This window comes from Pseudoclavibacter sp. RFBA6, assembly GCF_002931575.1.
Classification (GTDB): domain Bacteria; phylum Actinomycetota; class Actinomycetes; order Actinomycetales; family Microbacteriaceae; genus Pseudoclavibacter; species Pseudoclavibacter terrae.
In genome coordinates this window covers 266,276-285,684 of record NZ_PSUA01000012.1, presented here as the reverse complement: position 1 = coordinate 285,684, position 19,409 = coordinate 266,276, and the positions used below count along the sequence as shown (strand labels likewise).

16 protein-coding genes are annotated in these 19,409 nt (G+C 68.3%); 13 read left to right on the top strand and 3 right to left on the bottom strand.

Annotated features, from left to right (window positions below; all coding sequences use genetic code 11):
* The first annotated feature begins 53 nt into the window (after window positions 1–53).
* From C5C17_RS11250 to rbfA, 5 genes are all read left to right on the top strand, one after another.
* On the top strand, window positions 54–1,832 hold the full coding sequence (locus C5C17_RS11250) for a proline--tRNA ligase (RefSeq protein ID WP_104253464.1): 1,779 nt from the start codon (window positions 54–56) through the stop codon (window positions 1,830–1,832).
* 109 nt (window positions 1,833–1,941) lie between these two features.
* Window positions 1,942–2,961, top strand: coding sequence for a transcription termination factor NusA (gene nusA / locus C5C17_RS11245; RefSeq protein ID WP_104253463.1), 1,020 nt, complete (start codon window positions 1,942–1,944; stop codon window positions 2,959–2,961).
* Window position 2,962: 1 nt separating this feature from the next.
* Window positions 2,963–3,247, top strand: coding sequence for a YlxR family protein (locus C5C17_RS11240; RefSeq protein WP_104253462.1), 285 nt, complete (start codon window positions 2,963–2,965; stop codon window positions 3,245–3,247).
* 93 nt (window positions 3,248–3,340) lie between these two features.
* On the top strand, window positions 3,341–6,211 hold the full coding sequence (gene infB, locus C5C17_RS11235) for a translation initiation factor IF-2 (RefSeq protein WP_104253461.1): 2,871 nt from the start codon (window positions 3,341–3,343) through the stop codon (window positions 6,209–6,211).
* Between the two features lie 154 nt (window positions 6,212–6,365).
* Window positions 6,366–6,800 carry a 30S ribosome-binding factor RbfA gene (rbfA, locus tag C5C17_RS11230; RefSeq protein WP_104253460.1) on the top strand — a complete coding sequence of 145 codons (435 nt, stop codon included), beginning with the start codon at window positions 6,366–6,368 and terminating at the stop codon, window positions 6,798–6,800.
* 40 nt (window positions 6,801–6,840) lie between these two features.
* Here rbfA and C5C17_RS11225 read toward each other — a convergent pair whose 3' ends face one another.
* On the bottom strand, window positions 6,841–8,748 hold the full coding sequence (locus C5C17_RS11225) for a 2-dehydropantoate 2-reductase (protein ID WP_181028560.1): 1,908 nt from the start codon (window positions 8,746–8,748) through the stop codon (window positions 6,841–6,843).
* A 100-nt stretch (window positions 8,749–8,848) separates the two neighbouring features.
* On the opposite strand from C5C17_RS11225, the gene truB reads away from it, so the two are divergent.
* Genes truB through C5C17_RS11205 form a run of 4 tightly spaced genes read left to right on the top strand, consistent with a single transcriptional unit; the run spans window position 8,849 to window position 11,547 of the window.
* Entirely contained in the window at window positions 8,849–9,772 is a 924-nt protein-coding gene (gene truB / locus C5C17_RS11220; protein WP_104253458.1) for a tRNA pseudouridine(55) synthase TruB, read from the top strand.
* Window positions 9,769–10,155: a hypothetical protein gene (locus tag C5C17_RS11215; RefSeq protein WP_104253457.1), complete on the top strand. Its 387-nt coding sequence runs from the start codon at window positions 9,769–9,771 to the stop codon at window positions 10,153–10,155. Before truB ends, C5C17_RS11215 begins: the two co-directional genes overlap by 4 nt.
* A complete protein-coding gene (locus C5C17_RS11210) occupies window positions 10,152–10,604 on the top strand; it encodes a hypothetical protein (protein ID WP_104253456.1) in 453 nt (150 codons plus the stop codon). Before C5C17_RS11215 ends, C5C17_RS11210 begins: the two co-directional genes overlap by 4 nt.
* Window positions 10,588–11,547: a bifunctional riboflavin kinase/FAD synthetase gene (locus C5C17_RS11205; protein ID WP_104253455.1), complete on the top strand. Its 960-nt coding sequence runs from the start codon at window positions 10,588–10,590 to the stop codon at window positions 11,545–11,547. Before C5C17_RS11210 ends, C5C17_RS11205 begins: the two co-directional genes overlap by 17 nt.
* An 86-nt stretch (window positions 11,548–11,633) precedes the next feature.
* On the opposite strand, the gene C5C17_RS11200 is transcribed toward C5C17_RS11205, so the two are convergent.
* Window positions 11,634–12,290, bottom strand: coding sequence for a maleylpyruvate isomerase family mycothiol-dependent enzyme (locus C5C17_RS11200; RefSeq protein ID WP_181028559.1), 657 nt, complete (start codon window positions 12,288–12,290; stop codon window positions 11,634–11,636).
* A gap of 265 nt (window positions 12,291–12,555) precedes the next feature.
* Here C5C17_RS11200 and C5C17_RS11195 point away from each other — a divergent pair, with 265 nt between their 5' ends.
* Both C5C17_RS11195 and C5C17_RS11190 read left to right on the top strand, forming a co-directional pair.
* Window positions 12,556–14,712 carry a DEAD/DEAH box helicase gene (locus C5C17_RS11195; RefSeq protein ID WP_104253453.1) on the top strand — a complete coding sequence of 719 codons (2,157 nt, stop codon included), beginning with the start codon at window positions 12,556–12,558 and terminating at the stop codon, window positions 14,710–14,712.
* A 51-nt stretch (window positions 14,713–14,763) separates the two neighbouring features.
* The gene (locus C5C17_RS11190) at window positions 14,764–16,260 is read left to right on the top strand and encodes an aspartate ammonia-lyase (RefSeq protein WP_104253452.1); all 1,497 of its coding nucleotides are present in this window, start codon (window positions 14,764–14,766) and stop codon (window positions 16,258–16,260) included.
* 97 nt (window positions 16,261–16,357) lie between these two features.
* Here the strand turns inward: C5C17_RS11190 and C5C17_RS11185 are convergent, their stop codons facing one another.
* A complete protein-coding gene (locus C5C17_RS11185; protein WP_104253451.1) occupies window positions 16,358–16,816 on the bottom strand; it encodes a hypothetical protein in 459 nt (152 codons plus the stop codon).
* Window positions 16,817–16,984: 168 nt separating this feature from the next.
* Between C5C17_RS11185 and C5C17_RS11180 the strand changes: the two genes are divergently transcribed.
* Window positions 16,985–18,166 (top strand): PrsW family intramembrane metalloprotease, encoded by a 1,182-nt coding sequence (locus tag C5C17_RS11180; protein WP_104253450.1) that lies wholly within the window; start codon window positions 16,985–16,987, stop codon window positions 18,164–18,166.
* Window positions 18,163–19,407, top strand: a complete 1,245-nt coding sequence (locus C5C17_RS11175) for a PrsW family intramembrane metalloprotease (protein ID WP_104253449.1) — start codon at window positions 18,163–18,165, stop codon at window positions 19,405–19,407. Before C5C17_RS11180 ends, C5C17_RS11175 begins: the two co-directional genes overlap by 4 nt.
* Window positions 19,408–19,409: the final 2 nt, after the last annotated feature.

Genomic DNA, 19,409 nt, shown 5'->3' with positions numbered 1-19,409 from the left:
CCAGGTCCGACCGAGGCCAGCGCATGGGCCCCGGCAGGACTAGCATTGGCCGGGTGACTACTCGCCTCTCCAAGCTCTTTGTCCGCACGCTCCGCGAAGACCCCGTCGACGCTGAGGTGGCCAGCCACAGGCTCCTCGTGCGCGCCGGCTACATCCGTCGCCAGGCGCCAGGCGTCTTCGCGTGGCTGCCGCTTGGTCTCAAGGTGAAGCGTCGCATCGAGCAGATCGTGCGCGAGGAGATGGAAGCGGCAGGCGCTCAGGAGGTGCATTTCCCCGGCATCCTGCCCGCAGACTTCTACGAGGCCACGGGCCGCCTCGACGACTTCGGCGACGGGATCTTCCGCCTCGAGGACCGCAAGGGCGCGCCCCTCGTGCTCGCCCCCACACACGAGGAGGCCTTCACGCTCGCCGTCAAGGATCTCTACTCCTCGTACAAGGATCTGCCGCTCTCGATCTACCAGATCCAGGACAAGTACCGCGACGAGGCGCGTCCCCGCGCTGGGCTGCTGCGCGGCCGCGAGTTCACGATGAAGGACGCGTACTCGTTCGACATCGACGACGCTGGACTGGACGCGAGCTACCAGGCTCAGCGCGACGCCTACGAGCGCATCTTCGACCGCCTCGGGCTCGAGTACGTCATCGTCGCTGCCAATGCCGGCGCGATGGGCGGGTCACGGAGCGAGGAGTTCCTGCACCCGACGCCCGTCGGCGAGGACACCTTCGTGCGCTCGCCCGGCGGCTACGCGGCGAACGTCGAGGCCTACGCCGCGCCGGCTCCCGCCGCCGTGGACCCGAGCTCGACCGGTGCCGCGACCGTCTTCGATTCACCCGACACGCCCACCATCGCGACGCTCGTGGCGCACGCCAACGCGGTCGTCCCGAAGGTCGAGAGCCGCGACTGGACAGCAGCGGACACGCTCAAGAACGTGGTCGTGGCGCGTCTCCACACAGACGGCACCCGCGACCTGGTCGTCGTCGGCATCCCCGGCGACCGCGAGGTCGACATGAAGCGCCTCGAGACGGCCCTTCAGCCGGCTGAGGTCGAGGCCGCGACTGCAGAGGACTTCGCGAAGCACCCTGGTCTCGTTCGCGGGTACATCGGACCGTGGTCTGTCGAGGGCCAGGCGCTGGGCGAGGACTCCACCACCGGTGTCGCGTACTTCCTCGACGAGACCGTCGCGGACGGCTCCAGCTGGATCACCGGCGCCAACATCGCGGGCAAGCACGTCCACTCGCTGGTCGTCGGACGAGACTTCACGGCGGACGCGCGCATCGGCGCCGCCGAGGTCCGCGACGGTGACCCTGCCCCCGACGGCAGCGGCGCCATCACGACGGCTCGAGGCACGGAGATCGGGCACGTCTTCCAGCTCGGCCGCAAGTACGCGGAAGCTCTCGGGCTGAAGGTCCTCAACGAGCAGGGCAAGCTCACCACTGTGACGATGGGGTCGTACGGCATCGGCGTGACCCGGAACCTCGCGCTCATCGCCGAGGCCAACCACGACGACCGTGGTCTCATCTGGCCCGAGCAGGTGGCCCCATTCGACGTGCAGATCATCGCCACCGGCCGCAACGAAGAGCCGTTCGCCGTTGCAGAGGAGCTCTCCGCCGCGTTCGACGCCGCCGGCCTCGACGTGCTCTACGACGACCGGAAGAAGGTCTCGCCCGGCGTCAAGTTCGGAGACGCGGAACTTCTGGGCGTTCCGTGGATCGTCATCGCGGGCAAGGGCGCCGCCGACGGCCAGGTCGAGCTGTGGAACCGCCGGACGAACGAGCGCGACTCGGTCGCCAAGGACGAGGTGCTGGCGCTCCTGCAGTCCAAGCGCGCCAGCTGAGGGCGGCGCGGGACGAGGCGGAGCGTCGCCTCGTCCTGCGTGCCTGGCATCAGGACGAGACTGCCCGCATGGGGTAAACTCGTCCTTTCATCTGAATAGAGGGAGCGCCATGAAGATCGACCTTGCTGTCCTGAGGATTCTCGAGCGAGAGCGTGAGATCCCGTTTGAGGAACTTGCCAGCATTCTCGAGCAGGCGATCCTGACCGCGTACGAGAAGCACGTCTCGCAGGAACTGGGCCAGGACGTGCCGCCGGCCTCGACCCGGGTGCACCTCGACCGCAAGAGCGGTGAGGTCAACGTCTTCGTCCCCGAGCTCGACGAAGACGGAGAGATCATCGGCGAAGCCCAGCTCCCCGCTGACGACTTCGGTCGAGTGGCCGCGTTCGCAGCCAAGCAGGTCATCAACCAGCGCATCCGCGACATCGGCGACGACAAGGTGCTCGGCGAGTTCCGCGGACGCGAAGGCGACATCATCGCCGGCGTCATCCAGCAGGGCCCGAACCCCCGCATGATCCACGTCGACCTCGGAACCGTCGAGGCGATCCTGCCCCCTGAGGAGCAGGTGCCAGGTGAGGACTACTCGCACGGCCGCCGACTGCGCGTCTTCGTGACGAAGGTCGAGCGGGGCAGCAAAGGCCCCCAGATCACCGTCTCCCGCACCCACCCGTCTCTCGTCCGCAAGCTCTTCGCCCTCGAGGTCCCCGAGATCGCGAGCGGCGTCGTCGAGATCGTGTCGCTGGCCCGTGAAGCCGGTCACCGTTCGAAGATCGCGGTGCGAGCCACGCAGGAGGGCATCAACCCCAAGGGTGCCTGCATCGGTGAGCTCGGGGCACGCGTCCGCGCCGTCACCAACGAGCTCGGCGACGAGAAGATCGACATCGTCGACTACTCGGATGACCTGCCGACGTTCGTGGCCAGCGCACTGAGTCCCGCGAAGGTCTCGAGCGCGTTTGTCATCGACCGGGCGACCAAAGCCGTCCGAGCACTCGTCCCGGACTTCCAGCTGTCGCTCGCGATCGGCAAAGAGGGACAGAACGCACGGCTTGCGGCCAAGCTCACGGGGGCGAGAATCGACATCCAGCCCGACTCGATCCTCGAAGACGGAGACGAAGCGCGCGCAGAGGGGTAGTATGTCGTCTGTACGAACGTGCGTTGGATGCCGTTCGCGCTCCGCACGGAGTCAGCTCCTCAGGGTTGTGCTCCGTCAGGGAAGCCTCGAAGTCGATATCTCGGCGAGTCTTCCAGGGCGTGGAGCCTGGATCCATCCGACCGCGGAGTGCACCAGGCTAGCGATCGAGCGGCGCGCATTCTTGCGGGCCTTCAAGACCGGCATGGTGGACACCGAGGCGCTCAGCAGGCACGCGAGCACACTGGAGCAGGGCGAACGCACTGCTCCTACCACGAGAAAAGGCTGATCGGACCATGGACTAATCATGAGTGACTCACGATGAGGCACATCCGACTTTAATGGTCCGCTCCTGTTTGGGCGGGCCCCAGACAGGAGAAAAGTGGCAAAACCACGCGTACACGAAATCGCCAGCGAGATGGGCGTCGACTCGAAGACCGCCCTCAAGACTCTGCAGGACATGGGCGAGTTCGTTAAGAGCGCATCGTCGAGCGTCGAGCCCCCCGTGGCCCGTCGCCTTCGCGAGGCGCTGAAGACCAACGCAGCCGGCGGCGCGCAGCCGCAGGCAGCGGCTCCCGCCGCATCGAAGCCAGGCGCCCCGCGTCCCGGTGGCGCGACGCCATCGAGCGTGCGCCCCGGCACGAAGCCCGGACCTTCCGCACCCTCGGCCCCGGCCGCCCCCGCTGCCCCCGCTGCGGCGCAGAAGTCCTCCGGCTCCTCGGCGCCGACTCCCGGACCGAAGCGCAAGCCTGAGCCAGCACCCGCTCCGGCCGCGACAGAAGCTCCGGCTGCGACCCCCGCACCCGCCGCTCCTGCAGCTCCCGCAGCTGAGGCCGGCGCACCGAAGCCGAACGCGCAGCGTCCCGCTGCACCCGGCGACCCCAAGCCTGCCCAGGCTGAGGGCGGCGCAAGCCCCTCGATCCCGCGCCCCCGCGGCCCGCGTCCCGGACCCCGTCCGGGGAACAACCCCTTCGCTTCCAGCCAGGGAATGGGGCGTTCGCGACCCGGCAACAACCCATTCGCCTCGAACCAGGGCATGCGTCCGGGTGGCGGAGCCGGCGGCGGCCCCCGTCCGGGCGGCGCAGGTGGACCCCGTCCTGCAGGTGCAGGCGGACCCCGTCCGGCAGCTCCGCGTCCCGGTCAGCCCCGCGTCCTGCCGGGTGCTCGTCCCGCGGGTGCGGGCCGGCCAGGCGGTCGTCCGGGCGCTGGTGGCGCTGGTGGCGGACGCCCAGGTGGCGCTCCAGGCGCCGGTGGCGGTTTCGCGCCGCGTCCAGGTGGCGGCGGAGGTCGCCCGGGCGGCGGCGGCCGCGGTCGCGGTTCGACGGCCGGAGCGTTCGGTCGTGGCGGCGGCAAGTCGAAGGCGCGCAAGTCCAAGCGGACGAAGCGGGCAGAATTCGAGATGAGGGAAGCCCCGAGCGTCGGCGGCGTCAAGGTTCGTCGCGGAGACGGCTCGACGCCGATCCGCCTGCGCCGCGGTGCCTCCATCTCGGACTTCGCTGAGAAGATCGACGCCAGCCCAGGCGACCTCGTGACGGTGCTGTTCCACCTCGGTGAGATGGCGACCGCAACGGAGTCGCTCGACGAGGCCACGTTCGAGGTCCTCGGCGAGGAGCTCGGCTACCGCATCCAGATCGTCAGCCCCGAAGACGAAGACCGCGAGCTCCTCGAAGGCTTCTCGATCGACCTCGACCAGGAAGCAGAGGACGAAGGAGACGACGTCCTCGAGATCCGCCCGCCCGTCGTCACGGTCATGGGCCACGTGGACCACGGAAAGACGCGCCTCCTCGACGCGATTCGCAACGCGAACGTCGTCGAAGGCGAAGCCGGTGGCATCACGCAGCACATCGGTGCGTACCAGGTCTGGCACGAGCACGAGGGCATCGAGCGCGCCATCACGTTCATCGACACGCCAGGTCACGAGGCCTTCACGGCCATGCGTGCCCGTGGTGCGCAGGTCACCGACATCGCGATCCTCGTGGTCGCGGCGGATGACGGCATCATGCCGCAGACGGTCGAGGCGCTCAACCACGCCCAGGCTGCCAACGTGCCGATCGTCGTCGCGGTAAACAAGGTCGACAAGGAAGACGCGAACCCGTCGAAGGTCCGCGCGCAGCTGACCGAGTACGGGCTCGTCGCCGAGGAGTTCGGCGGCGACACGATGTTCGTCGACGTCTCCGCTCGCAACAACCTCAACATCGACAGCCTCATCGAGGCCGTCCTCCTCACGGCTGACGCAGGTCTCGACCTTCGCGCCAACCCCAACAAGGAGGCGCGCGGTATCGCCATCGAGGCGAAGCTCGACAAGGGACGCGGTGCGGTTGCGACCGTCCTCATCCAGTCGGGAACGCTGCGCGTTGGTGACCCGATCGTCGCCGGAACGGCGTACGGCCGCGTCAGGGCCATGCTCGACGAGAACGGTCAGGTCGTCACCGAGGCTGAGCCATCGCGCCCAGTCCAGGTGCAGGGCCTCTCGAGCGTTCCTCGCGCAGGCGACACCTTCATCGTCACGGAAGAGGACCGCACCGCGCGTCAGATCGCCGAGAAGCGTGAAGCCGTCGAGCGCAACGCGAGCCTCGCGAAGTCCCGCAAGCGCATCAGCCTCGAGGACTTCACCCGTGCACTCGAAGAGGGCAAGGTCGAGTCGCTCAACCTCATCATCAAGGGTGACGTCTCCGGTGCCGTCGAGGCACTCGAGGAGTCGCTGCTCAAGATCGATGTGGATGACTCGGTGCAGCTGCGCATCATCCACCGCGGTGTCGGCGCCATCACGGAGTCCGACGTCAACCTCGCCACGGTCGACAACGCCATCATCATCGGCTTCAACGTGCGCCCCGACACGAAGGCGCGCGAGCGCGCCGCTCGTGAAGGCGTGGATGTCCGGTTCTACTCGGTCATCTACGGGGCGCTCGAGGACATCGAGAACTCGCTCAAGGGCATGCTCAAGCCCGAGTTCGAAGAGGTCCAGTCGGGTGTGGCCGAGATCCGCGAGGTGTTCCGTTCCTCCAAGTTCGGAAACATCGCCGGATGTATCGTGCGCAGCGGAACGATCACGAGGAACGCGACTGCTCGCGTCATCCGCGACGGCATCGTCATCGCGGACAACCTCGCGATCGACTCGCTCCGCCGGTTCAAGGACGACGTCACCGAGGTCCGCACGGACTTCGAGTGCGGTATCGGCCTCGGCAAGTACAACGACATCCAGATCGGCGACGAGATCGAGACGACTGAGCTCGTCGAGAAGCCGCGCGTCTAGCTGTCGACCGAGCTGCCGCGCTGACTGAAGCGCGGTGCGTGCTCGGGGCGGGGTCCTGGCCAACCGGCCGGGGCCCCGCCTTCAGGTTCTCCGCAGTTTGAGACACCGCAGACACATTTGACTGTCTGCATCAGCACACGAGAAAGTAGCCATCATGGTCGATCATTCACGGGCACTGCGACTCGCAGACCGCATCAAGGTCATCGTCGCGAAGACCCTCGAGCGAGGCGTCAAGGACCCGCGGCTCGGGTTCGTCACGATCACGGACGTGCGCGTCACGGGTGACCTGCAGCACGCCACGATCTTCTACACGGTCTACGGCGACCAGAAGGAGCGCCGGGACACCGCGGCTGCACTCAGGAGCGCGACCGGGATGCTCCGCACGGAAGTGGGCAAGAACATCACGTCGCGCCTCACCCCGAGCCTCGAATTCGTGCCGGATGCGATTCCGGAGAACGCGGACGCCATCGCAGCGCTGCTGCGGGAAGCGCACGAGCGCGACAGCGCATCCGCTGAGCAGGCCAAGGGTGCGAGCTACGCGGGCGACGCCGACCCGTACGAGAAGAAGGACGAGCCCGAGGGGGTCTGACGCTCCTCTGCTCGATGCCCCAGCGCTCGCCGGCGACTGCTCAGTCGCCGGCGAGCGCTATCTCCGCCGCTTCGCGTTCCACGATGAGTCCGTCGCTCTTCAGCGAGGCGATCGCACGCGTGAAGCGGTCTGCATCCGCACCGGAGGGGTCGAGGTGCTGCTGCAGGAACGCGATCTCCACGCCGCCTGGGATCGACCGGAGCTCTCGGAGCACCAGGCCGCGCATCTCTCGGTCGGAGCCGGCGAACGTCGCCTGACGCTTCCTCCCGACGGTGCTGGACGCCGGCCGACCAGCTCGGAACCACGCGCACAGGCCCATGACGGGGCACTCCTCGCACCTCGGCCGCTTCGCCGTGCAGACGACGGCGCCCAGCTCCATGGCGGCGGCGTTCCAGGCGTTCGCGGCGTCGGGATCCGCGGGGGAGGCTGCTCGCATCTCTGCGGCATCGCGCACGGCAGACGGCCCCCACGGAGCCTCTACGCCCCCGAACACGCGGGCGAGTACCCGACGAACGTTGGTGTCGACGACCGGTTCGGGCACGCGATAGGCGAACGACAGCACGGCTGACGCCGTGTAGGGGCCAACGCCTGGCAGCGCGAGCAGCTCCTCTCGTGTGCGAGGGACAGTGCCCGCGTGGTCTGCCACGATGGAGCGGGCGCACGCGAGGAGCCAGAGGGCTCGCCGCGGGTAGCCGAGCCGATCCCAGAACCGGAGCACTTCGGCCTCCGATGCGCTTGCCATCGCGGCGGGCGTGGGCCAGCGGTCGATGAACTCGAGCCATTTCGGCTCCACTCGGGCCGCCTGCGTCTGCTGCAGCATCGTCTCGCTCACGAGAACCCCCCACGGCGTGGTCGTGGGCAGGCGCCACGCGAGCGCTCGGTGGCCGCGGTCGAACCAGGCGTTGACGGCGGCCGTCACCGTTGAGCTGTGGACCGCGGAGGGGGAGAAGTTCGGGTGCCCTCGCTCGATCTCGTGGACGAGCCCCGCGAGGGCAGCGTTCACCGGGGCGGGCAGGCCGAGCGTGCGACCGTGGGCGACCACGGCTCCGTTGAGTGCGTCGATCTCTGTCGCCTCGCCGCGGCGGATGCTCTGCAGCGTCGAGGCGTAGTTCGGCGTCGGTCCGAACGCGGCGGACAGCTCGCGCGCCAATCGCTCGTTCCGGGCATTGGCGTCGCCGGGCTCGCGAGGCTGGGTGTTCGCGAGGGATACGAGCGCCTCGTCGAGCGGACCGACCTCGACGTGGTGTGCACCACTGGCCGCCGCGACGGCCAGCAGCTCGCCTATGCTCGCAGCCAGGACCCTCAGGAGGGTTGGGTCTCGACCCGCTTCCTGCACGCTGAGACCGGTGATGGCCGGGAGTGCGTTGACCTGATTGATGAGGAGCTTGCTCCACAGTGCTGAGGCCAGGTCATCGGTGGCCCGGGTCTCGATCGTGGATGCCAGATCCGATGCGAGCTGCGAGAGGCGTGCAGCATCGGCCTTGGATGCCGTTCCGAGCGTCAGCGATCCAGTCGCCGTCGCTCGGACTTCGTCGGACGAGGGCCTGTTCACGGCGAACGTGGCGAGCCCTCCCGCGACGAATCCCGTCGTGAGCGCCTGGGGGAGCGAGGTGAGCATCCGCTCGACGGTCGACGCGCCCTCGAGGCCGTTCTGCACGACGACCGTCACGGAGCGGGCCACCGCTTCGAGGTGCGGCTCGAGGGCGCGCACGGTGTCCTGAGCCTTGACGGCGACCAGGATGAGGTCGAACGCTTCGGACAGTGCTCGACGCGTCGCGAGCTCTGCGCTGTGCGTGCCGAATGCGCCGGTGAGCGTGAGTCGTCGCCGGTCGGCGGGGGCTGCCGTCGCGTCCTGTCGCTCGACGAGCACGATCTCGTGCCCGGCTCGGTCCAGGAGGAGCGCCAGCGCGCCCCCGACCGCACCCGCGCCGATGACCGCAACCCGCATCTGTTCTCCTTCACGCGTGTGGAAGGGCGGCTGCCGGGGATGTCCCGGCTCCGTCCGGTGGCCGGAAACGAGCCTACGGGCACCGTAGGATATTGGGGACATGACGACTCCATCTCCCGGCCCAAGCGGTGTCCTCCTCCTTGACAAGCCCCAGGGGCCGACGAGTCACACGCTCGTCGCGATGACGAGACGGGCGCTCGGGACGCGGAAGGTCGGCCATGCTGGCACGCTCGACCCGATGGCGACCGGACTCATGATCTTGGGCGTGGGCGGCGCCACGCGTCTCCTCACCTACTTCGTCGGTGACGACAAGGAGTACTTCGCGACGGTGCGACTGGGGGTGTCGACCAACACCGAGGACGCGGAGGGCGAGGTCACGGACACTGCCGCTGCGTCCGCTGTCGCGGCGGTCACACCTGAGCGTGTCGAGGCGGCGATGTCCGCGCTTCGTGGGCCGATCAGCCAGATCCCCTCCGCGGTGAGTGCGATCAAGGTCGACGGGGTGCGTGCATACAAGCGCGTTCGCGACGGCGAGGCCGTGCAGCTCGCGGCCCGCGACGTCACGATCTCCGAGCTCGAGCTCCTCGCCTCGCGGTCGACGATCGCAGGAGAGCAGCCCGTCATCGACCTCGACATCCGAGTCTCCTGCTCGTCAGGCACCTACATCAGGGCCCTGGCGCGAGACCTCGGCGCAGCACTCTCGACGGGCGCGCATCTGACGGCGCTCAGGCGCACGCGCGTCGGCGACTTCGGCATCGAGGATGCTGTCGCGCCTGACGCAGACGACCTGGGCGCGCGCCTTCTGGCGCCGGCGCAAGCTGCGCTGCGACGCTTCCGCGGGTTCGAGGCGACCGCCGAACAGGCTGCCGACCTCAGAAACGGCAAGAAGCTGCGCCTCGAAACGGGCGCCGACGACGGGTTGCTCGCCGCGATCGATCCAGACGGCGACCTCATCGGCATCGCCAGAGCCAAGGCCTGCGTGCTCAAGTCGGAGTTCAACATGCCGACGGAGGCCAAGGCGTGATCGACTGGTTCACCTGGATCCTCTGCCTTGTGAGCGCCGCCGCCGGTGTCTTCTGCCTCATCGCGGGCGCCGCTGGCCGCAAGCCCGGTGACGTGACGGTCGGCGCCGTCGCGCTCGTCGAGCTCCTGCTCGTGGTGCAGCTCGTCATCGCGCTCATCGCGCCCGCCACGGGGAACGCGCCGGTCGGGGACGCCCTCGAGTTCTGGATGTACTGGGTGGTGGCGGTCATCATCCCGCCTGCCGCGGTCTTCTGGGGTCTCGTCGAGCGCACGAGGTGGTCGACCGTGATCCTCGGCATCGCCGCCCTCACCGTCGGCGTGATGGTCTTCAGAATGCACCAGATCTGGATCGGCGCGAGCCCGTTCATCGGGGCACCGGCGTGAGCCGAGCGGAGCGCGAGCCCGGCGGCGACGGCGGGTACCAGGGTGCGAGGGGTGCAGGTCGCGTGCTGGTCGTGGTCTACGCAGTCCTCGCGCTGGCGTCGATCGGCAGAAGCTCATACCAGCTGCTGTCCAAGTTCGGGGAGGCGCCTCTCGCCTACTCGCTGTCCGCTGCAGCCGCGCTGGTGTACCTGCTCGCCACGATCGCGCTCGTCAGGCGGGGGCGCGTGTGGAACCGAATCGCCTGGTGCACGATCGTCTTCGAGCTCGTCGGCGTTCTCGTGGTCGGGTCGCTGACGGAGTTCCACCCGGAACTGTTCCCCTCCGACACCGTCTGGTCGGACTTCGGGGTGGGCTACGCGTATATTCCTCTTGTGCTCCCGATCCTCGGCATCGCGTGGCTCGAGACGGGACGATCGAGACGAAAGAGGGAACGTGCGGCTGTTCACTGACCTGGCTGAGCTGCCAGCCGATCTGGCGCCGAGTGCCATCACCGTCGGCAAGTTCGACGGCGTGCACCGCGGCCACCGCTGGCTGCTCTCGCGTCTCGTCGACGAGGCCTCCGCACACGGCCTGGAGCCGGTTGCGGTCACCTTCGATCGCCATCCGCTCTCGCTCATCACGCCGGGAGTCGAACCAGAGCCGATCACGTCGCTCGGCCAGAAGATCGACCTGCTCGCCGAGACCGGCTTGGGTTCGACGATCGTGCTGCCGTTCGACGACACCCTCGCTGGCATGAGTCCGGAGGCGTTCGTCCGTGATCTGCTCGTGGGCACACTCCGGATGCGGCTCATCGTCGTCGGACAGGACTTCCGTTTCGGTGCGAAGGGTGCCGGTGACGTAGCACTGCTGCGAGAGCTCGCCGCCAGCTGCGGATTCGAGATCGTCATCGCCGACGACGAGATGGCGGAGGACGAGCGCTCGCACGCCGAACGCCGCGCATCCTCGACCTGGGTTCGTGAGCTCCTCGCCGCCGGTGAGGTCCGTGCGGCCGCCGAAGTGCTCGGGCACAACCACACCGTGACCGGAGAGGTCGTGCACGGCGCGAAGCGCGGGCGGGAGCTCGGCTTCCCGACGGCGAACCTGTCGCCGGAACTCGAGGGCCTCATTCCAGCGGACGGGGTGTACGCGGGGTGGTTCAGGGGCGGGGATCTCAGTGCTCCGGCGGCCATCTCCATCGGCAACAACCCCACTTTCGACGGGGTGCCCCGCAAGCAGGTCGAGGCGCACCTCATCGGCGAGACCGTCGACCTGTACGGGCTGATCGCCCGCGTGGAGTTCGTCGAGCGGATACGCGGCATGGAGAAATTCGACAGCATCGAGGCGCTCAAGGAGCGCATGAGCCTCGATGTCGTCGAGGCGGCGGAGACGCTCGGCGGCAGCTACGCCGTCTGAACCGCGCGGGCGGTGGTTGTCGTCCGATCATCGGTCCCCGCGGCAGACCAGACTCACGGTCTCAGCGCGGGCACCGTCGGACGTGCCTAGTCGTCGAGCTGCACGCTGCGCCCGAAGAGCTTGAGCACGAGCTGCGCAGCGGTCCCCTCGACCACAGGTCCCTTGTCGCCGATCTGCCACCGCGCATCCGTCGCCCTGAGCCGGTTGCGCTTCGCGAGGGAGGCAGCCGAGCTGAGCGGCACCCGCGTGCGCACGAGGGCGACCGCGCTTGTCGACCGTGGGCTGAGGCGGATGCGCAGACCGAGCGCCTCGGTCATGTCGTAGGTGTGCACGACTGCTTCGGTGAGCTCGGAGATTCCGGCTCGTGTCTGGGAGACGACCTTCGTGGCGGCGATGGAGCGGATGCGGGCCACGAGTTCCTCGGTCGGAGCCGCACCCTCGCGCTTCGCGATGTCGTCCAGGTAGGCATCGACCCGCAGCCCCTTGCGCAGGACGCCCTTGGACGCTTCACGCACGAGTGAGGACGTGGGGGAGCCGAGTCTCCAGGCGAGGTGCCCGGCAACGTCGCGGACGCTCCAGCCGTCGCACTTGCTCGGAGACTCCCACTGTTCGGGCGTCAACCCTGCGAGGAGCGTGGCGGTGCGGTCGAGCGTCGTCGCGATGTGAGCGCTCCAGTCGCCTGCGACCCGCTTCGACGGCGTGAAGTACGGCCGGTCGGGATCTGGGAAAGGGCGTTGTGGCACCTGACGATTATCGCACCCGTCCAGAGTCTCTGCGGGGCAACGACACGTCGTTCCCGAGTCGAAACCTGCGGGTCGCCTGGCGTACACTGTCAACGCTGGTGTCTGAGGGAATCTGAACTCTCCTCGAGACCTGCATGACATCCGGGAGCTCGTCACTCGAGTGGGCCGACGCCCGCCTCACTGCCGGTCGCCGCGTTCGGCGCCGATGCTGCGACCTCCGCCCGGCTCAACTTCCCGATCCCTGCCACGTTGCATAAGGAGGGGCATGTCTCGTAGGACACGCGCCCAAGCCGGCGGTCGCGCCGGCGTTCACACGGCGCCACGCCACCGTAAGCCCGTCGACAACACCGGAGTCATCCCTCAGCTCGCCAAGGCGGCGAGGGAGGTCGAGGCCTCCGCTCAGCGAGGCAAGGTCTCGCCGTCGAACCGCACGAAGTTCCAGGTCATCGCATTGCTGATGCGCGAAGAGCGCGCGAAGGCGAAGGAGTCGACGGAGCTCAGCGAGCACGACCGGTCCGAGGCGCTCAAGCGTCTCGACGGTCTCGCCTCGATCCTGGCGAAAACCGCTGCTCGTGACACGTCGCTCATCAGCCTGCTCGAACCGGGTGCTCCTGTCAGCGAGGCCGCGAAGGCGCTTCGCAAGCAGATGCTCTTCGCCGGCGGCATCGAGATGGTCGTCGACGAGCAGCCGGAACCCGAGGCCCAGGCGGAGAAGCTGCCGCCGGAGATCGCGCAACGTCAGGTCCTCCCCGGGTCCGTCAAGGCTCGGACGCGCTCCAACCCGTTCCTCGCTCCCGTGCTCACCAGTGTGAACACGACGACGCCGCACTACTCCCGCCTCTCCAACTGGGAGCTGCTCGGACCGCTGCTCCGTGCCTTCGAGACCGGTGCGGGCGGCAACGCGGCTTCGATGGAGTTGCCTCCCGCTCCCCGATGGGACCGCATCTCCCCGCCAGGGCAGGAGCTCATGGATCACCAGGCGAGGCTCCTCGCGAGTGTCGCGGAGGGGCACAGGGCGTACCTGCTCGCGGACGAGCCAGGACTGGGCAAGACCGCGCAGGCGCTGCTCGCTGCGTCGGTCGCCGACGCGTATCCGCTGCTGTGCGTCGTCCCGAACGTCGTGAAGACGAACTGGGCACGCGAGGTCCAGCGCTGGACCCCGAACCGCCGCGTCACCGTCATCTCCGGTGACGGCCAGGGCATCGACGCCTTCGCGGACGTGTTCGTCGTGAACTACGAGATCCTCGACCGCCACCTGGGTTGGCTCACCTCCCTCGGGTTCAAGGGCATGGTGCTCGACGAGGCGCACTTCATCAAGAACCTGCAGTCACAGCGATCGCGGCTGGTCATGCAGCTTGCGACGAGCATCCGCTCGCGCGTTCCAGGCGCAGACCCGCTGCTCATGGCGCTGACGGGCACGCCGCTCATCAACGACGTGGACGACTTCAAGGCCATCTGGCAGTTCCTCGGCTGGCTCGAAGGGGATCGTCCCTCGCAGCTGCTCCTTGATCGCCTGGACGAGACGGGACTCGTGCCGAGCGACCCCGGCTTCCTCGCCGCCGCGCGGCAGACGGTCATCGACCTCGGCATCGTGCGCAGGAGGAAGATCGACGTCGCAGCGGACCTTCCCGCGAAGCGAGTCGTCGACATGCCCGTCGAGCTCGACTCCGACGAAGGCCGGAGCATCCGCGCCGCGGAGGCAGCGCTCGTCGCCCGTCTTCTGGAGCGCTACCGCCGGATGGCGTCAGCGGCGGGTCTCGAACCCGGCGTCGTCGACCTCGATCGGGTGCGGATGATCGCGCGACAGGAAGTCGAGGAGTCCAAGGCCTCCTCGACCGGAGCGAGCATCTTCACCATGCTCCGCACCATCGGTGCCGCGAAGGCCCGCCTCGCGGCGGAGTACGCGGGGCAGATCGCGCGTTCGGCCGGCAAGGTCGTGTTCTTCGCGAAGCACATCGAGGTCATGGATGCGGCCGAGCGCACCTTCGCCGAGAACGAGATCTCATCCGTCTCCATCCGCGGCGACCAGTCGCCGGCGGCGCGGCAGGCTGCGATCGATGCCTTCCAGAACGACCCGAGCGTGCAGGTCGTCGTCTGCTCGCTCCTCGCAGCCGGTGTCGGCCTCAACCTGCAGGCCGCGTCTGACGTCGTGCTCGCCGAGCTGAGCTGGACCGCTGCCGAGCAGACCCAGGCCATCGACCGCGTGCACCGCATCGGTCAGGAAGAGCCGGTCACGGCGTGGCGCATCGTCGCCGCCCAGACCATCGATGCCCGCATCGCCGAGCTGATCGACGACAAGCAGGGCCTCGCGCTGCGGGCGCTCGAGGGCATCGACACCGGTGAGCAGTCCGCCGACAGCATCCAGGTGGATGCGCTGGCGAGTCTCCTCGAAGCGGCGATCCGGGGAGCGCGCCGGCAGTAGGCTGAGGTCAGCGCGGAAACCCAGACGACGAAGTTGGAGGACCATCAGGTCATGTCAGAAACGCAGGAATTCCGTGTCGAACGCGACTCGCTCGGCGAGATGCGGATCCCCGCAGGTGCCTACTGGGGCGTGAACACCGCGCGTGCCCTCGAGAACTTCTCGATCAGCCGACGACAGATCAGCGTGTACCCGGACTTCATCGTGGCCTACGCGCAGGTCAAGCAGGCGGCCGCGCGCGCGAACCTCGAGATCGGCGTGCTCGACCAGGAGCGCTCGTGGCTCATCGACCGCGCCTGCCAGGACATCATCGACGGGAAGCTCCATGAGGAGTTCGTCGTCGGCGTCATCCAGGGCGGCGCGGGCACGAGCACCAACATGAACGTGAACGAGGTCATCGCCAACCGAGCGCTCGAGCTCGCCGGGCGGCCGTTCGGGGACTACGAGTTCCTCTCGCCGAACGACCACGTCAACCGCTCGCAGTCGACCAACGACACGTACCCGAGCGCCGTGAAGGTCGCGCTCGTGCACGCCACGGAGCGGCTCATCGACGAGTTCACGCTTCTGCAGAACGCGTTCCGCGTCAAGGGAAGCGAGTTCAAGCACATCCTGAAGATCGGTCGCACGCAGCTGCAGGATGCGGTTCCGATGACGCTCGGCCAGGAGTTCAGCGGCTTCTCGACGACGATCGGCGAGGACATCGAGCGCCTGCGCGACGTGCTGCCGCTGCTCCTCGAGCTCAACCTCGGTGCGACGGCGATCGGCACGGGCATCACGGCGGAGGCGAGCTACGCGTCCGCGGTCATGCGACAGCTCCGCAAGATCACGGGCTACAACGACCTGCAGACGGCGCACGACCTCATCGAGGCCACGAGCGACACGGGCGTCTTCATGTCGCTCTCGAGCGTCATCAAGCGCACGGCGATGAAGCTCTCCAAGATCTGCAACGACCTGCGACTGCTGTCGTCCGGCCCGCAGGCGGGTCTCGGCGAGATCAACCTGCCGGCCCGCCAGGCCGGTTCGTCGATCATGCCTGGAAAGGTCAATCCGGTCATTCCCGAGGCGGTCAACCAGGTCGCCTTCGTCATCGCTGGCGCCGACGTGACGATCTCCATGGCCTCCGAGGCCGGCCAGCTGCAGCTCAACGCGTTCGAGCCCGTCATGCTGCACACTCTCATGCAGAACTCGGCGTGGCTGCGCCGCGCCGCTCGCACCCTCCGGGTGAACTGCATCGACGGCATCACCGCCAACGAGGAGCTCCTCGAGTCACGTGTCTCGAGCTCCGTCGGCGTCGTCACGGCCCTGACGCCGTACATCGGCTACTCGGAGGCCTCGAAGCTCGCGAAGGAGGCCCTCAACACGAAGGCCACCATCGCGGATCTCGTCGTCGAGCGGGGGCTCCTCAGCCGCGAAGAGGTCACGAGCATCCTCTCGCCTGAGCGCCTCTCCGGCATCCAGGCGGTGACCAGCGCGATCCCGATCATCACGCAGGCGCAGGCCATGGCGCTCGAGGACAGCCTCGACCGAGCTGACCTGCGCGACTTCTCGTAGCGTCAGCCCGTCGTTCGCGAGACGAGCGTCTCGCAAGCAGTTCGGCCCCGCCGGTGCACGTGCACCGGCGGGGCCGAACTGGTCAGGCTTGGACGGGTCAGGTGGACGGCTTCTCGTCCGATGCCGCAGGCGCATCGTCGACGCGAGCCGCGTGGCGGGGCGACGCGGTCTCAGTGGGGGAGACCATGGCGTCCGCGTCATCGTCCTCGAAGGTCTCGAGCACGTCCTCGCGGGCCTGGCCGGCACGCACGAGTGTCTGCACCTGGGACTCGATGCTCTTCTCGACTTCCTCCTCGACCCGACGCTTCACGTCGTCGAATCCATCGTCGACTCGCTTGCGCATGTCCTCGAGCTGCTCGTCCACGCGCCGGCGCATGTCCTCGAGCTGGGTGTCGCTGCGTCGCCGCAGATCCTCGGCCGAGACCGTCATGCGCTCGGCGAACGCCTTGGACTTGCCGCCGATGTCCTTCGCTACCTCTTCCGCATGCACTCGACTCGTGCTGATACCAGCGATGAAGCCGACAGTGGCACCGAGAAGGAATCCGAGACGCATCATGTGTCCCAATCTACCGTGCGACTGCGACCGCCGACTGGTCGTTCGCTCGACGCACCCCGCCTTGGCTAAGCTGACCGCAGCGTGCGGGCGAGACGGGGCGACCCGCGCGCCCTGCGATCCCGGCAGCCCCCCGATCCAGACACCCACCCAACGCACGGAGGACCATCGATGAGCAGTGCCACGTCCGTCGCGCCGAAGAAGCGTCGGAGGCTGACGCGGGGCAGGCTCACCTGGCTGCTGCTGCTCGGCTTCGCCGTCCTGCTCTCCGTCGGCGTCGTCGCCTGGCTCTTCAGCGAGCTGCGCTTCGCGGCCCTCACCATGGCCATCCCAGCCCTCGTGCCGCTCGGCCTCGTGCTCGCCGCGGTCTGGTGGCTCGACCGGTGGGAGCCGGAGCCCCGCATCCTGCTCGCCTTCGGGCTCTTCTGGGGAGCAGGCGCATCCGTCGTCGGCACCCTCGTGACGGGCGGGATGATGCTCGACGTCGCGAGGTCCTACCTGTCGACCGAAGGCGACGTCAGCAAGTTCTCCGTGCTGATCCAGGCGCCCATCTCCGAGGAGGCCATCAAGGCCGTCGGGCTGTTCCTCATCCTGGTGTTCGCGAGGCGACACTTCGACAGCCCGCTCGACGGCTTCAGCTACGCAGCCGTCATCGGGGCGGGCTTCGCCTTCACCGAGAACATCATCTACTTCTCGCAGGCAGCCGACTCCGCCGCGGGCTTCGCGTCCACGTTCATCGTGCGCGGCATCCTCTCGCCGTTCGCGCACGCCCTCTTCACGGGCATCACCGGGATGGCGATCGGCTGGGGAGCGCGCCGCGGCGGATGGATGCGCCCCGTCCTCATGGGGCTCGGCGGCCTGGTCATCGCGATTCTCGCGCATGCCTTCTGGAACGGCGGCAGCCTTCTCATCCTGCCGCTCCTCGGCGTCGACCCCACGAACCAGTTCGGATGGCTCATCTTCTACCTTGTCGTCCAGCTGCCCATCTTCCTGCTGCTGGCCTGGCTTCTCGTGAAGCTGCACGACCGCGACCGTCTCATCATCGTCGATCGGCTCGGCGAGTACGCAGACGCCGGGTGGTTCACGACCTCGGAGGTCGCCATGATCGGTGACTGGAGCGCACGGGAGCAGGCGTTCGCGTGGGCCAAGTCGGTGAGCCCCGAAGCGGACCGCGCGATGCGTGGCTTCGTGCAGGACTCGTCACGCCTGGCCTTCGCTCGCGAGCACGCGCGTGTCAACAAGCGTGATCCGAACCGACGCGTCGTGGAGAAGCGGATGCTCGACCGCGTCAAGGAGCACCGCTCGCAGCTCGCTGCGTTCGGCGTCGCCGGAACCAGGTCGGCCGCCTCGTGACCGCGCCTCAGCCACAGCAGGGCGCCTGGTCTGCACCCGGCGCGCCGCGTCAGCTCGACCCGCAGTTCGCGCTGCCACAGCCCCCGACCAGGGGCGAGCTCGCGATGCGCATCACCACGATCGTCGTGATGAGCCTGGCGGCGCTCATCATCGCCGTCGTCCTCTTCCTCGCCTACCTCGGCAGCAGCGACGTCGTGCTCCTCGGCAGCGTCCTCGCGGCCCTCATCCCGCTCTTCGTCGTGTGGATGGTCGTCTGGCTCATCGACCGCTGGGAGCCGGAGCCGCGCATCCTGCTCATCGGAGCGGTGTTCTGGGGCGGCGGCATCGCGGTCGGCGGTGCGCTGCTCACCGGTCTGGTGCGCGAAGCCCTCCTGCCCGGCGCGCTCCCGGCCTGGTGGGGGCCATCCGTCGAGGCTCCCGTCGGCGAGGAGATCTGGAAGGGCCTCGGCCTCATCGTCATCTATGCGGTGGCTCGGCGCCACTTCAACGGCCCGACCGACGGCCTTGTCTACGGTGCGCTGCTCGGCGCCGGGTTCGCCTTCACCGAGAACATCCTCTACTTCTCCTCGATGTGGCAGGAGGCAGGCGTCGGCGGGTTCGTCGCCCAGTACTTCATCCGCGGCATAGCCCTTCCGCTTCTGCACCCGATGTGCGTCTCCCTCACGGGGATCGGCATGGGCATCGGCGCGCGCCGCGGTGGCTGGGGATCCGCGCTCGGCGGCTTCGCGCTCGGCCTGATTCCCGCCATGGGTCTCCACGCGCTGTGGAACGTGGGCTCCGGCCTCGTGCAGCAGTCCGCGGGCATCCTCGGCCTCATCCTGTTCTTCGCCGTCGTGATGGTGCCCATCTTCATCGCCTGGATCGTGACGATCTTCCTGCTGCGGAAGAGAGACGCGCGCATCATCGTCGAGCGTCTCTCCGAGTACGCGGCCGTCGGCTGGTACTCGCCCGCGGAGATCAGGATGCTCTCGACCATGCGGGGCAGGTCGAGCGCACGCGCCTGGGCGCGACGATCAGGGAAGCGCGCGGACAAGGCCATGCGGGACTTCATCACGGAGTCCACGCGTCTTGCCAGCGTGCGCCACCAGGTTGTCCTCGACCCGAGTCGGACCAGCAAGCTCTTGGACGAGCGCCTCCTGCTGCGCCGTCTGGGCGAGCTGCGGGGCGAGCTCATCCAGGCGCAGGCGCGGCCTCACGGCGCGTCATCCGGGACTCGTCCAGGCTCCGGCGCTTGGATGTAGGA

Excerpts from the sequence above, each read along its gene's own strand:
- nusA (WP_104253463.1), top strand. The coding sequence starts at position 1,942 with ATGAAGATCGACCTTGCTGTCCTGAGGATTCTCGAGCGAGAGCGTGAG.
- C5C17_RS11240 (WP_104253462.1), top strand. The coding sequence starts at position 2,963 with ATGTCGTCTGTACGAACGTGCGTTGGATGCCGTTCGCGCTCCGCACGG.
- rbfA (WP_104253460.1), top strand. The coding sequence starts at position 6,366 with ATGGTCGATCATTCACGGGCACTGCGACTCGCAGACCGCATCAAGGTC.
- C5C17_RS11225 (WP_181028560.1), bottom strand. The coding sequence starts at position 8,748 with ATGCGGGTTGCGGTCATCGGCGCGGGTGCGGTCGGGGGCGCGCTGGCG.
- truB (WP_104253458.1), top strand. The coding sequence starts at position 8,849 with ATGACGACTCCATCTCCCGGCCCAAGCGGTGTCCTCCTCCTTGACAAG.
- C5C17_RS11195 (WP_104253453.1), top strand. The coding sequence starts at position 12,556 with ATGTCTCGTAGGACACGCGCCCAAGCCGGCGGTCGCGCCGGCGTTCAC.
- C5C17_RS11190 (WP_104253452.1), top strand. The coding sequence starts at position 14,764 with ATGTCAGAAACGCAGGAATTCCGTGTCGAACGCGACTCGCTCGGCGAG.
- C5C17_RS11185 (WP_104253451.1), bottom strand. The coding sequence starts at position 16,816 with ATGATGCGTCTCGGATTCCTTCTCGGTGCCACTGTCGGCTTCATCGCT.
- C5C17_RS11180 (WP_104253450.1), top strand. The coding sequence starts at position 16,985 with ATGAGCAGTGCCACGTCCGTCGCGCCGAAGAAGCGTCGGAGGCTGACG.